Origin of the sequence: Zoogloea sp., assembly GCF_041914405.1 — a bacterium.
GTDB lineage: Bacteria > Pseudomonadota > Gammaproteobacteria > Burkholderiales > Rhodocyclaceae > Zoogloea.
Window position 1 is genome coordinate 48788 of sequence record NZ_JAYSDK010000020.1, and the last position, 11974, is coordinate 60761.

Genomic DNA, 11974 nt, shown 5'->3' on the forward strand with positions numbered 1-11974 from the left:
CGCCCGTGGGGGCGACCTAGAACTTGAAGGTCGAGGTCAGCATGTACAGCCGGCCAGCCCCGGGCACGTAGAACGACGTGTAGAGGGAGTCGGCGTACAGCTTGTTGGTGATGTTGGTGACGTTGGCCTTGAGGATGAACTTCTCGGGGATCACCGCGTATTCCGCCATCAGGTCAGCCGTCGCATAGCCTTCCGAGTACCAGCCCGGGTTGCGGTTGGGCGTCATCTTGCTGCGGAAGTTGACGCCGCCACCGGCACGGAGTTTCTCGGTGAACTGGTAGGTGGACCACAAGGAGCCCGAATGCTTCGGCACCAGCGACGGGCGAGAACCCTGGGCTTCGCCGTCCGGGGCGCCCTTGTCGATCTCGGCGTCCCAGATCCACATGTAGGAGCCCCACAGTTCCCAGCGCGGCGTGATGCGGCCGGTGAAGTCGAATTCGGCGCCGGTGGAGTGGCGCTTGCCGGACAGCACGGACAGGTTGATCAGCGGGTCGGTGTTGCGCTCGTTGAGCTTGACCGAGCGGAACAGGGCGTAGCGGGTGCTGAAGCGGCGGTCGGCGGAGTCGATCTTGGCGCCGAGCTCCAGGTTCATGCTCTTCTCAGGCGGCGTGTTCTCGTTCAGCGTGCTGTACGAGTAGGTGTCGCCGGACGTGTTGAACGAGTTGGCGTAGGACAGGTGGAAGGACTGCAGGGGGCTCGGCTGGTAAAGCGCACCGACCCGCTGGCTCCACTTGTAGATCGATTGCTGGAAGTTGGTGATCGCCTTGGTGGTCAGATTGAACTGGTCGTAGGTGCCGGACATGGCGTCGTAGCGGACGCCGCCGAGCAGCTTCCAGTGATCGGCAACCTGGATCAGGTCCTGGGCGTAGAGGCCGCCGGACAGGCTCTCGAATTCGCTGCTCTTGGCGATGCTGCGGATGCTCTCGTCCACGGTGGCACCATCGAAGGGCGTGCCGATGGTGGTATTGGCCTTGGCTGGCACCACGCCGCCCTGGGCTGCGTTGAGCGCGCCGTAGACCCGCTTGCGCTCCCACGCGAAATCGACGCCGGTGAGTGCTTCATGCTTGAAGCCGAAGGCGTTGAACTTGGAGGACAGGTCGCTCTGGGCGAAGAAGTTCTCCATGCTCTGCATCTTGAGGTTGGTGCCGCGGGTCACCACGGTGCCGTCGCTCAGGGTGGCCAGACTGGCGGCCAGGCTACCGGGCTGGAGCGCGGCGGCGGCGAAGCGCAGGGAGCTGGCCCGCTGGTCGCGCTGGAAGTCACCCTTGCGGAACTTGGTGACCAGCTCGGTATCGGCGGAAAAGCGGTGGGTGTGGATCAGCGTGGCGTAGTTGGCGGTGCCTTTGTTGTAGTCGCTGGCCATCCCGTAGTAGGTCTTGGGATCGAGCGGCAGCATGCCGGTGGATGATACCGGCGAGGTGGCCGTCGGGCGGACCCACGGCAGGCCGTAGTTGATGCCGTTCTTGTTGTCGAGGTGGTAGTAGCCGACTTCGAATTCGTCGGTGGTGCCGATGCCCCAGCGGTAGTCGGCAGCGAAGCCCTGCTTGTCGATGCTGGCGCCGGCGCCGTTGTTGTCGGCGATGGTGCGCATCGCGTTGAAGCGGAAGGCCTCGTTGTCGCCGGTGCGCACGTTGAGGTCGGCGACGGCGCGACGGTAGTTGTGGCTGCCGAGGGTCACGTCGACCTGGTTCTCGCCGTACAGCTGGGCCTGCTTGTTGACCTGGTTGACCGCGCCGCCGGTGGAGCCGCGGCCGAACAGCATGGAGGCGGAGCCGCGCAGCACTTCGAGGCGGTCCAGGTTGAAGGTGTCGCGGTCGTAGAACGCCGGGTCGCGCATGCCGTCGATGAACAGGTCGCCGGTGGTGTTGATCGGGAAGCCGCGCATGCGGATATCTTCCTCGCCGCCCTCGGCCGCCAGGAAGGTGATGCCGGCGGTGGCCTTGAGGGCTTCCTTCACGGTGTCGATCTTGCGGTCGTCGATGAGCTTCTCGGTGACCACGGTGATCGACTGGGGAATATCGCGCAACTGTTGCTGGCCCTTGCCGATGCGGGTGGTGGTGGTACGCAGGCTGTCCTTGCCCTGTTCGGCTTCGGCAGCGGCCTTCACGACTACCGGCTTGAGGGTCTTCACGTCATCCTCGGCGGCGGGCGTCTGGGCCCAGCCGTTCATCGAGGCGGCGAACATCATCGCGCCGAGGGGCAGGATGGCGCGTTCGGCGGTGTTGCTGGTGGCTTGCTCCGGGGCAGTGGTGCAGTGCGGGGGGTGAAAGCTCTGGTGACGGGTTTTAGTGCGTGCCAATTTGGCCTCCTGGGATGAATGTCGCCCGGTGGGGCGGTGGAATTCAGGACCTGAGGCTGGCTGGCTTGGCTAGCGCATGGCTGGCTTGCCCGAAGGATCTGTGTGCAACTTTAACGCAAATGAGAGTTGTTCGCAATTGTGTGCAAGCTCGTCGACAGCTTACTGACGGATTGCCGTAGGGCCGGACTTAGCCCGGCAGGCCGGACAGCGGCGTCATGCCGTGGCGGGCACGGGCTTTGGCACATTGCCCGTCACCGGCCTGGACTTCCCGACACGGCTCCGGGCGCTGCTCGTAGACGGTACAGCCCACCTTTTGTCCGACCTGCCCGGACAGGGCAATGCAGTGAGGGCGGGCGTCATTGGTGCCAGCCATGCAGCTGAACCACGGATTGACCTGCTCGGTCAGCGCCGCTGGGAGGCCGCGGGCCTCGGCTTCCGACCAGTAAAAGGACACGCGGAAGCTGGCGCAGCAGGCGCCGCAGTCGAGGCAGGGGTTGGCGTCGGCGGTGCTCATCGGACGTCGTCGAGAAGTGGGAACAGGCTGTTGTGGGCCGCGATTCTGGCATGCCCGGTAGGCCTTGTGGAGCGCCTCCGGATCACTCGGTGCGCTGCCTGGTCGACTCTTGCTGGACGGCCAGTAGGTAGCGCGCCAGCATACCTGCGCCGTCGAAATGGCTGTCGAGGGCGGCGACGCTGCGGATGCGGTCGAGGCGGAAGCTGCGGAACTCACCGCGCAGCTCGCACCAGGCGCCAAGCGTCCAGGCTTCGCCCCAGAACACCAGGCCGAGCGGCTGGATGACCCGTTCGCTGCCTGCGCCGTCGGCTCGCGTGTAGGCGACACTGACCTTGCGCTGGGCGGAGATGGCTTCGCGCAACTCGGCCATCGGGGCGCGCATCGCGTCGGGGACGTGAAAGCCGGGTACGAGCAGCGCATCGCGGGACGGATCATCGCGCAGTTTTTTCGGCAAGACCGCCTCGATGCGCAGCAGCGCACGCTCCGCCGCGCGGCCGAGTTCGGGGTCGGCCCAGCTGCGCACCATGCGGCTGCCGAGGGCCAGCGCGGCGAGTTCGTCGGCGTCGAACATCAGCGGAGGCAGGCGGTAGCCAGGGCGCATCAGGTAGCCGACGCCGGCTTCGCCGCTGATCGGTACGCCGGAGCGGGATAGATCGGCGACGTCCCGATAGACCGTGCGCTCGGACACCTGCAGAGCCTCGGCCAGCTCACGGGCGGTGACCGCCCGGCCGCGGTCGAGGAGGAGGACGATCTGGAACAGGCGGTCGGCGCGACGCATGCAGAGACTCCGGAAAAAGGACGGCCCCAGACTGTGCCCCGCGCAACCCGGCAGGTGCGTCGGTCGGTCACTGAGGCTACTGACATAAGGCTGTCAGGATACCGCGCCGTGTGGTTGATTACGCCAGGGCTACTGACGGAAGGTTGTCAGGAGCAGGTGGCCAGAATGGCGGCTCCAATCAATCCGCATGAAGGAGCACAGCATGGCCAAGACTTTGATCAACTGGTTCGAAATCCCCGTCGCCGACCTGGAGCGGGCGGTCCGTTTCTACGAGGCGACTTTCGCGGTCAGCCTGCGCCGTGAAGAGATGCATGGCATGCAGATGGCAGTTTTTCCCTACGTCGAGCCGGCGACCGGCGGGGCCTTGCTGGCCGCGCCGCAGGCCCGGCCTGGCGAACAAGGCATCCTGATCTATCTGGACGGGGGCGACGACCTCGCGGTGCCGCTGGCCCGGGCGGTGGAGGCGGGCGGGGAGGTCTTGCTGCCGAAGACCGAGATCAGTCCGGAGATCGGCTATATCGCGATGTTCGCCGACAGCGAGGGCAACCGCATCGGGCTGCACTCGCCGGGTGCCGCCGCTCAGGGGTGATCGTGCTCGCCGTGCTCGTCGTCGTCCATGTCCAGCGCCCACAGCTGGTGGGCGTCGAGGAGCAGGCGGTAGCGGGCTTCGCTCGCGTCCAGGCGGGCCAGGCTGGCGGCCAGGCGCGTCTCGTGGGCCAGGCGGCGGGCGTTGAGGGTGTCGGAAAGACTGCCTTCGCCGAGCTGCCAGGCCCGTTCACTGAGGTCGGCACTGCGCATTAGCGCGTCGGCGGCGGCCTGCTGGCCGAGCCAGCCCGCGCGGGCTGCGGTCGCGCGGCGGTACAGGGCGGCGGCCTCAGCCTCGATGCGGCGCTGGATGCCGGCCTCCCGGTGGGCGCTGGCCTGGGCGGTGGCGACGGCGGCGTCTGCATCGGCACGGCGGCCTTCGCCGGGCAGTGGCAGGCTGAGGGTCAGGCCGACCAGGCGCTCCTCGCCGTCCCGTTCGCGGGCGACACGTACGCCGACGCTCGGGTCGGGGCGCCGTTCAGCTTCGGCACGGGTCGCGCCGATGCGCGCCCGCAGGCTCTCCGAGCGGGCGACGCCCAGCTCATGGTTGTGTTCGAGGATCGCCGCGACCCACTTGGCGGGATCCTGCTCGATCGCCTCCGGCGCCACTTCGGGCACGCTGTCGGGCAGGTTCAGCGCGGGATACAGGCGGCGCAGGCTCTCGGCGGCCACCTGGGCGCGTCCTTCGGCTTGGGCCAGCTGGGCCTCGGCCTGGGCCAGCGCGGCGTCGGCCTGTAGTCTTTCCAGGCGCGGGGCATCCCCAAGTTCGACTCGGCGCTTCACCACGCCGGCCTGGCGGGCCAGCACGTCGCGCTGCTTGCGCCATTGCTCGGCGCTGGACTGCTCGCGCAGCCAGTCGAACCAGCCGGACAACAGCGCCCGGCTGGCCTCGTGCAGCGCGTCGCCGCGGCTGACCTTGGCGCTGGCGACGCCCGCGGCACCGAGCTGGCGGTCCAGCTCGCCCTTGCCGGGCAGGCGCAGCGCACGTTCGAGCGCCACGTCCACTTCGTTGAAGCGTTCGGCCGGTGTCGTGCGCACGCGGCGTTGCTGCTCAGTGACCCGCAGTGTCCATTCGTGGGGGCCGGCGGCGAGGCGCCGGCTGCGTGCCTCTTCGGCTTCCAGCATGGCGCCGGCGGCGCTGACCATCGGGCTGCTGCGCAGCACGCTGGTCACCTGGGCTTGGGGCGGAAGGTCCGGCGCGTCAGCGGCCGGGCCGGCGAGGGCCGCAAGAGGGAAGAGCACCACCAGTAGGGGCGAATTCATTCGCCCACGGATGTTGAACAGGCGTTGGGCGAATGAAGTCGTCCCCATGGGTGCAGTGGCCGCCTCGGGAGAACAATGCGTGTGCTGCTTCATGCGAGCCTCCCGCTGGCCATGACCGGAACCATCCAGAAAAACACCCGGTTGGTGCCGAAGCGTTCGCGCAGGATGTCGAGCAGGGCCTGTGCGTCGCCGAGCGGGGCGACCAGCTCGACCCGGCAGCAGGCGGCGCGGCCACGCACGTGCTCGGCAGTGCCGATGAAGGTGACCCGCTGGCCCTGGCCTTCGACGCGCTGGGACGTGAAGCCCGGCGCCAGCGTCGGGTGTTCGAGCAGGGTTTCAAGCAGCGCGTCTTCCACCTCGATGGGCAACACCAGGGTCAGCACGACATGGGATGGGGTATCGACGATCATTGACTTGCAACCTCGGGGGCGACGGGGGCGATGCCGAAACGGCGGTACAGGACGGGGAGCAGCAGCAGCGTCAGGGCGGTGGCGCTGACCAGCCCGCCGATCACCACGACGGCCAGCGGACGCTGGACCTCGGAACCCGGGCCGGTGGCGAACAGCAGTGGCACCAGGCCGAGGGCGGCAATGTTGGCGGTCATCAGCACCGGGCGCAGACGGCGCTTGGCGCCTTCCACGACGACTTCGGCGATGGGCATGCCGCGGGCGTGGAGCTGGTTGAAATAGCTGACCATCACCACCCCATTGAGCACTGCGATGCCGAGCAGGGCGATGAAGCCCACCGAGGCGGGTACCGACATGTATTCGCCGGATACTGCCAGCGCGAGCACCCCGCCGACCATCGCGAAAGGCACCATCGACAGCACCAGCAGCGCCTGGCGCACGGAGCCGAAAGTGGAGAACAGCAGCACGAAGATCAGCCCGAGGGCGATCGGCACCACCACGATCAGGCGGGCGGCGGCACGCTGCTGGTTCTCGAACTGCCCGCCCCAGGCGAGGCGGTAGCCGTTGGGTAGCGGCACCTTGGCGGCCACTGCGGCGCGGGCTTCCTCTACGAAGCCAACCAGGTCGCGGCCACGCACGTTGGATTGGATCACCGAGTAACGCTGGGCATTCTCCCGATCCACCTTGACCGGACCGTCCACCCGCTCGACCTTGGCAATGCTGGATAGCGGCAGGCTGTGGCCGTCCGGTGTGGTGACGCGCAGTGCGGCGAAGGCCTCCGGATCGTTCTGCAGGTTGGCCGGGCCGCGGATCAGCAGCGGCACGCGGCGGGTGGATTCGATCACGGTACCCGCGATGCGCCCTTCGAGCAGGCTGCGCAGGGTGTTCTGCACGTCCTCCACGTTGAGGCCGAAGCGACCGGCGGCCAGGCGGTCCACCTGGATCTTCAGGTATTGCACGCCCTCGTTGCGGATGGTGACGGTGTCCTCGGCGCCGGGCACAGCCTTCACGACGCCTTCGATCTGCGCGGCGAGGTGGTTGAGGGTGTTCAGGTCCGGGCCGTAAAGCTTGATGGCCAGGTCGCCGCGCACGCCGGTCAGCATCTCCGACACGCGCATGTCGATGGGCTGGGTGAAGGTCAGCGCGATGCCGGGGAAGTTCTCCATCACGGCCCGCAGCTGGTCGGTCAGCCAGTCCTTGTCCGGCTTGCGCCATTCATCGCGGGGCTTGAGGACGAGGAAGGTGTCGGTCTGGTTGAGGCCCATCGGGTCGAGGCCCAGTTCGTCAGCGCCCGAGCGCGCCACCACGGCCTTCACTTCCGGTACTGCCTTGAGCACGGCCCGCTGAACGCGCAGGTCGGTGTCGATGGTCTGGGCCAGGCTGATCGAGGGCAGCTTTTCGAGCTGCATGATGATGTCGCCTTCGTCCATTGTCGGCATGAAGGTCTTGCCGAGGGTGACGAAGGCACCGGCAGCCACCAGCAGCGAAACGCCGGCCACCGCGGCGACCAGCTTGGCGCGGGCCAGCGCGAATTGCAGCAGCGGCGCGTAGGCCGCCTGCAGCTTGCGGATCAGCCAGGGCTCATGGGCCTCGCCGCGCTTCAGCAGGTAGGATGCCAGCACCGGTACGACGGTCAGCGACAGCAGCAGCGAGGCCGACAGCGCAAACACGATGGTCGTCGCCACAGGGCCGAACAGCTTGCCTTCGAGGCCCTCCAGCGTCAGCAGCGGCAGAAACACGATGACGATGATGAGGATGCCCGAGGCGACCGGCGCGGCGACTTCCCGGGTGGCGCGGAAGACCAGGTGGAGCAGCGGCTGGCGGCTGGCGGCGCCGCCTTCGCCGAAATGGGTCTCGATGTTCTCGACCACCACCACCGCGGCGTCCACCAGCATGCCGATGGCGATGGCCAGACCGCCGAGGCTCATCAGGTTGGCCGACAGGCCCACCTGGCGCATGGCGATAAAGGTGGCCAGCGCTGCCAGCGGCAGCATCAGCGCCACCACCAGCGCGGCACGCAGGTTGCCGAGGAAGGCCAGCAGCAGCACCAGCACCAGCACGATGGCTTCCATCAGCGCCTTCGACACCGTATGCACGGCACGGCCGACCAGCTCGCTGCGGTCGTAGAAGGGCACGACTTTCACGTCCGGTGGCAGTTGTGGCGCGAGTTCGGCTAGGCGCGCCTTGACACCGTCCACCACCTTGCCGGCATTGGCGCCGCGCAGGCCGAGGACCAGGCCTTCGACCGCCTCGCCCTCGCCGCTGCGGGTGACTGCGCCGTAGCGGGTCAGCGCGCCGATGCGTACCGCGGCTACGTCGCCGACGCGGACCACGTTGCCGCCGTCGCTCTTCAGCACGATGGCGCGCACGTCGTCCAGGTTGCGGATGGCGCCTTCGGCACGCACCAGCAGGGTTTCCTCGCCTTCGCTGAGACGGCCGGCGCCGTCGTTGCGGTTGTTGGCTTCCAGCGCAGCCTGCAACTGGGCCAGCGTCAGGCCGCGGGCGGCAAGGGCCGCCGGGTCGGGGGCGATCTCGAAGCTGCGGGCCTCGCCGCCGAGGCTGTTCACGTCAGCCACGCCGGGCACCGTGCGCAGGGCCGGGCGGATCGTCCAGTCGAGCAGGGTGCGCTTCTCTTCGAGGGAGATCGGCCCTTCGATGGTGAACATGAACATCTCGCCGAGAGGCGTGGTGATCGGTGCGAGGCCACCGCTTGCGCCCGGCGGCAGGTTGCCCATTACGCCGGCCAGGCGTTCGCCGACCTGCTGGCGGGCCCAGTAGATGTCGGTGCCGTCCTCGAAATCGAGGGTCACGTCGGCCAACGCGTACTTGGAAGTGGAGCGCAGGATGCGCTGGTGCGGAATGCCCAGCATTTCCTGCTCGATGGGCACGGTGATCCGGGTCTCGACCTCTTCCGGCGTCATGCCCGGGGCCTTGATGATCAGCTTGACCTGGGTCGTCGATACATCGGGGAAGGCGTCGATGGGCAGGCCGTTCCAGGCCTGCACGCCGGCGCCGATCAGCAGCAAAGTGGCGACCAGCACCAGCAGGCGCTGGGTCAGGGAGAACTCGATGAGGCGGGACAGCATGTTCTTATTCTTTCCCGATGCCGAGCCAGTTGGCTTTCAGCGCGGCAACGCCGGTGGTGACCACCGCCGCGTCTGCCGGCAGGCCGCTGATCAGCGCGGCATCGCCGACCCGGCCGCTGATGGTGATCGGCACGGCGCGGTAGCCGGTGGCCTTGCCGTCGCTGGCGGCGATGAAGACCCACTGCTTGTCCTGGTGGCGCAGCACTGCCGCTGCCGGCACCTGCACACCGGCAGCGCCGGCATCGGCTGGCAGGTCGAGATCCACGGCGGTGGCCTGGCCGGGGCGCAGGTTCTGCGCACCGCGGGTGATCAGGCCGCGCAGCAGCACGCTCTGGCTGACCGCATCGACGGCGCGGCCGACCGCCACCAGTTCGCCGCTGGCGCCGGCGGCGGGGATGCGCAGCGGTGTGCCGACGCGGGCCCGGGCTGCCACTGCGAGGGGGGCCTGGATCTCTACCGACAGGGGATCGAGGCGGGCAATGCGGTACAGCGGTGCGGATTGCTCGACACGCTGGCCGACGCTGACTTGTTGTTCCAGCACGCTGCCGGCAATCGGTGCGACGAGGCTGAGGGTCTGCCCGCCGCTGTGTTGGGCGAGGCTCAGTTCCTGGCGGCGCTCGGCAGCCTGGGCAGCGGCCTGGGTGGCGTTGGCGCGGCTGGCCTGCAGGCGGGATTCGGCGATCAGGCCTTCGCGGAACAGCTGTTCGTCCCGGTTGAGACTCTGGCGGGCGAGGCTGGCCTGGGCGTCGGCCTGAATGCGGTCGCGCTGGAGTTCAAGGGCCTGGGGGCTGGCGATGCGGGCCAGCACCTGGCCCTTCTTAACCGTCAGGCCGGGGGCGGTCTCCAGGCTCTCGACGACGCCGGCCAGCGGCGCGGCAATGACCCGGACCTGGTTGTTGGGAATGCTGACGCTGGCCGGAAGGCCGGCCGCTGCGGGGTTCCCGTTGCTGCCGGCCTTGCGTGTGCCGATGCCGAGGGCCTGGCTCTGGGCCGGGGTTAGCGCGACGAAGTTGGTATCGGCGGCCCGGGCGCCGTCGTATGGAAGGCTGGACAGCAGGGCAGCCAGCAGGCTGGCCTTGATCGACAGGGACAGGGGGTGGGCAGCGGAAGGCGAGGGCGACATGGAGACTCCGGCACGAGGCATGGTCTTCATTATCGCCCAGGCTGCTTAAGCGCGGCTTAAGCCTGCCCAAGGCGGGCAGGCTTTGGCGTGGTGCCTCACAGCAACAGGAAGTCCTGCGCCTGCAGCGGCTCCGGCAATGTTTTCAGGCCACGGTACTCGCCCAGGTCGATTTCGATGATACGGGTGATCGCATCAAGGGGCAGGTCGTTCTGGGCCGTGCCGAAAGGCTCCTCCAGTTCGTCGCCGAGGGCATCCAGTCCGAAGAAGGTATAGGCCACCAGGGCGGTCATCAGCGGGGTTGCCCAGCCCAGTGAATGGACCATGCCGATCGGTAGCAGCACGCAGTAAAGGTGCGCGGTGCGGTGCAGCAGCAGGGTGTAGGCGAAGGGCAGCGCGGTGTAGCGGATGCGCTCGCAGGCGCCCTGGATGGCGGTGAGCTGGTTAACGTGTTCGGCCAGGGCGGTGTAGGTGATCGAGTCCAGACGACCGTGCCGGTGGGCGTCGAGCAACTGCCCGGTGAGGAGGCGCAGGATGCTGTCTGGCACATTGCGGCTGGCGCTGACCGTGGCGAGCTCGTCGACACTCAGTTCCGCGTTGGCGGCTGCGGCCACCGGACGGTCGCGCAGGCGGGCGGTGAGGGCTTTGGTGAAGGCGGTGCAAAGGCGCAGCACGTCCTGGCGCTGGGCCCGACCGGCGTCATCGCCGTCGAGCAGCTGGCTGTCGCGGGCCAGGCTGCGCATCACCACCAGCAGGTTGCCGTAGTGCTTGCGGGCCTCCCACCAACGGTCATAGCAGGCGTTGTTGCGGAAGCCGAGAAATAGCGACAGGGACAGGCCGAGGAAGGTGAAGGGGCCGGTGGCGAAATCCGGGAAGCGCGGCCCGGTGAGGGCCGCGATCAGCGTGACGATGGCGGCGATCACGGTGACGAAGATCACCTGGGGCAGGATCAGCGGGATGATGGAACCCTTCCAGATGAAGAAGAGTTCCCGCAGGCGCGGGCGGGGGCGAACGATCATGGCAGGGCGGACAAGTCGCGAAGTGGACTCATATCGGTGGAGGGCGGCCTAACTTGATGGAGGTGCGAATGCTGCATTGCACAAGCCGTGTTTGCAAGCCCTGCCTTTCCATCCGCCGGCTGCCGGACGCGACGTCGTTTGCCGACGACGACTGCCTGTGAGTGTGAAATCCGTCACGCTTATCTGCCTGGCATCCGTGAAATAAGAACTTGCGATAGGCATGATGTGTTGACGTTGTCCTAATGCGAATGTTCTTGATCTACATAGGAGGTCTGCCCGTCATGATGCGTCGAATTACCCCCAAGATTCTTGTTTCTATTGCTATCGGCATGGCTGCCGGAACGGCGGGTGCCGCCTGTAGCCAGGTGGCCGGCTCGGTTCGGCTCGTGCCCGACGCCACCTGTCAGATCGCGTCGAAGATTCCGGGGCCGACGTACATCGGTAGCTGCTTCAATGTCCATTTGTCCCTCATCGGGCTGCCGACGGGCACCGGCTATGCGGGGGTGACTTCCGAGGCGCTGGTTGGCGCGAACGGGGTCGGCACCGCCTCGCCGGCTGTCATTCCGTCCGATGCCAGTCCGATGGTTCCGCGCCAGATCGTCCAAACCGCCCGCAGCGCGATTACGCTCGGCAGGGGGAGCAGCCAGACCACGCTGTACAGCAACGACGTCGTGGTGATCCAGCCTACTTTCGATGCGGCGGGGCAGATGGGGCAGCCGGCTGCGGTGAGCGAACAGATCATCATCACTGGCAGCGACAACAGAGGTGCCTACGCCAAGGTGACCGGCAGCCTGACGGTGATCGGCAACAGCATTGGCCAGACCGTGCCGGTACTGGGCAAGATCTGTCTGCCCTGATTGCGCGATTTTGAAGATGACCGGCGCCCCGCTTGCGGGGCGTTGT

10 protein-coding genes are annotated in these 11974 nt (G+C 67.5%); 2 read left to right on the top strand and 8 right to left on the bottom strand.

The features are described from left to right. Positions 1 to 16: 16 nt before the first annotated feature. The 3 genes from ACE3RX_RS13280 to ACE3RX_RS13290 all read right to left on the bottom strand — a co-directional run bounded on the left by ACE3RX_RS13280 (position 17) and on the right by ACE3RX_RS13290 (position 3591). Entirely contained in the window at positions 17 to 2299 is a 2283-nt protein-coding gene (locus ACE3RX_RS13280; protein ID WP_374484381.1) for a TonB-dependent receptor, read from the bottom strand. Between the two features lie 187 nt (positions 2300 to 2486). Further along, complete coding sequence (locus ACE3RX_RS13285; protein ID WP_374484384.1) at positions 2487 to 2813, bottom strand: YkgJ family cysteine cluster protein; 327 nt, start codon at positions 2811 to 2813, stop codon at positions 2487 to 2489. An 82-nt stretch (positions 2814 to 2895) separates the two neighbouring features. Continuing rightward, positions 2896 to 3591, bottom strand: coding sequence for a helix-turn-helix transcriptional regulator (locus tag ACE3RX_RS13290; protein WP_374484388.1), 696 nt, complete (start codon positions 3589 to 3591; stop codon positions 2896 to 2898). Between the two features lie 202 nt (positions 3592 to 3793). Here ACE3RX_RS13290 and ACE3RX_RS13295 point away from each other — a divergent pair, with 202 nt between their 5' ends. Further along, positions 3794 to 4180, top strand: coding sequence for a VOC family protein (locus ACE3RX_RS13295; protein WP_374484392.1), 387 nt, complete (start codon positions 3794 to 3796; stop codon positions 4178 to 4180). Here ACE3RX_RS13295 and ACE3RX_RS13300 read toward each other — a convergent pair. From ACE3RX_RS13300 to ACE3RX_RS13320, 5 genes are all read right to left on the bottom strand, one after another. Next, positions 4171 to 5439 (bottom strand): TolC family protein, encoded by a 1269-nt coding sequence (locus ACE3RX_RS13300; protein WP_374484396.1) that lies wholly within the window; start codon positions 5437 to 5439, stop codon positions 4171 to 4173. The two genes, ACE3RX_RS13295 and ACE3RX_RS13300, sit on opposite strands and share 10 nt — an antisense overlap. Before the next feature lie 89 nt (positions 5440 to 5528). Continuing rightward, complete coding sequence (locus ACE3RX_RS13305) at positions 5529 to 5849, bottom strand: DUF3240 family protein (RefSeq protein ID WP_374484399.1); 321 nt, start codon at positions 5847 to 5849, stop codon at positions 5529 to 5531. Next, the gene (locus ACE3RX_RS13310; protein ID WP_374484401.1) at positions 5846 to 8932 is read right to left on the bottom strand and encodes an efflux RND transporter permease subunit; all 3087 of its coding nucleotides are present in this window, start codon (positions 8930 to 8932) and stop codon (positions 5846 to 5848) included. Before ACE3RX_RS13310 ends, ACE3RX_RS13305 begins: the two co-directional genes overlap by 4 nt. Positions 8933 to 8936: 4 nt before the next feature. Continuing rightward, positions 8937 to 10055: an efflux RND transporter periplasmic adaptor subunit gene (locus ACE3RX_RS13315; RefSeq protein WP_374484403.1), complete on the bottom strand. Its 1119-nt coding sequence runs from the start codon at positions 10053 to 10055 to the stop codon at positions 8937 to 8939. Between the two features lie 95 nt (positions 10056 to 10150). Then, positions 10151 to 11071: a bestrophin family protein gene (locus ACE3RX_RS13320; RefSeq protein WP_374484405.1), complete on the bottom strand. Its 921-nt coding sequence runs from the start codon at positions 11069 to 11071 to the stop codon at positions 10151 to 10153. 281 nt (positions 11072 to 11352) lie between these two features. Between ACE3RX_RS13320 and ACE3RX_RS13325 the strand changes: the two genes are divergently transcribed. Continuing rightward, positions 11353 to 11928, top strand: a complete 576-nt coding sequence (locus ACE3RX_RS13325; protein ID WP_374484407.1) for a hypothetical protein — start codon at positions 11353 to 11355, stop codon at positions 11926 to 11928. Positions 11929 to 11974 lie beyond the last annotated feature (46 nt).

Coding starts and splice junctions, on each gene's coding strand:
- ACE3RX_RS13325 (WP_374484407.1), top strand. CDS start 11,353: ATGATGCGTCGAATTACCCCCAAGATTCTTGTTTCTATTGCTATCGGC.
- ACE3RX_RS13305 (WP_374484399.1), bottom strand. CDS start 5,849: ATGATCGTCGATACCCCATCCCATGTCGTGCTGACCCTGGTGTTGCCC.
- ACE3RX_RS13290 (WP_374484388.1), bottom strand. CDS start 3,591: ATGCGTCGCGCCGACCGCCTGTTCCAGATCGTCCTCCTCCTCGACCGC.
- ACE3RX_RS13315 (WP_374484403.1), bottom strand. CDS start 10,055: ATGTCGCCCTCGCCTTCCGCTGCCCACCCCCTGTCCCTGTCGATCAAG.
- ACE3RX_RS13295 (WP_374484392.1), top strand. CDS start 3,794: ATGGCCAAGACTTTGATCAACTGGTTCGAAATCCCCGTCGCCGACCTG.
- ACE3RX_RS13285 (WP_374484384.1), bottom strand. CDS start 2,813: ATGAGCACCGCCGACGCCAACCCCTGCCTCGACTGCGGCGCCTGCTGC.
- ACE3RX_RS13320 (WP_374484405.1), bottom strand. CDS start 11,071: ATGATCGTTCGCCCCCGCCCGCGCCTGCGGGAACTCTTCTTCATCTGG.
- ACE3RX_RS13300 (WP_374484396.1), bottom strand. CDS start 5,439: ATGAATTCGCCCCTACTGGTGGTGCTCTTCCCTCTTGCGGCCCTCGCC.
- ACE3RX_RS13310 (WP_374484401.1), bottom strand. CDS start 8,932: ATGCTGTCCCGCCTCATCGAGTTCTCCCTGACCCAGCGCCTGCTGGTG.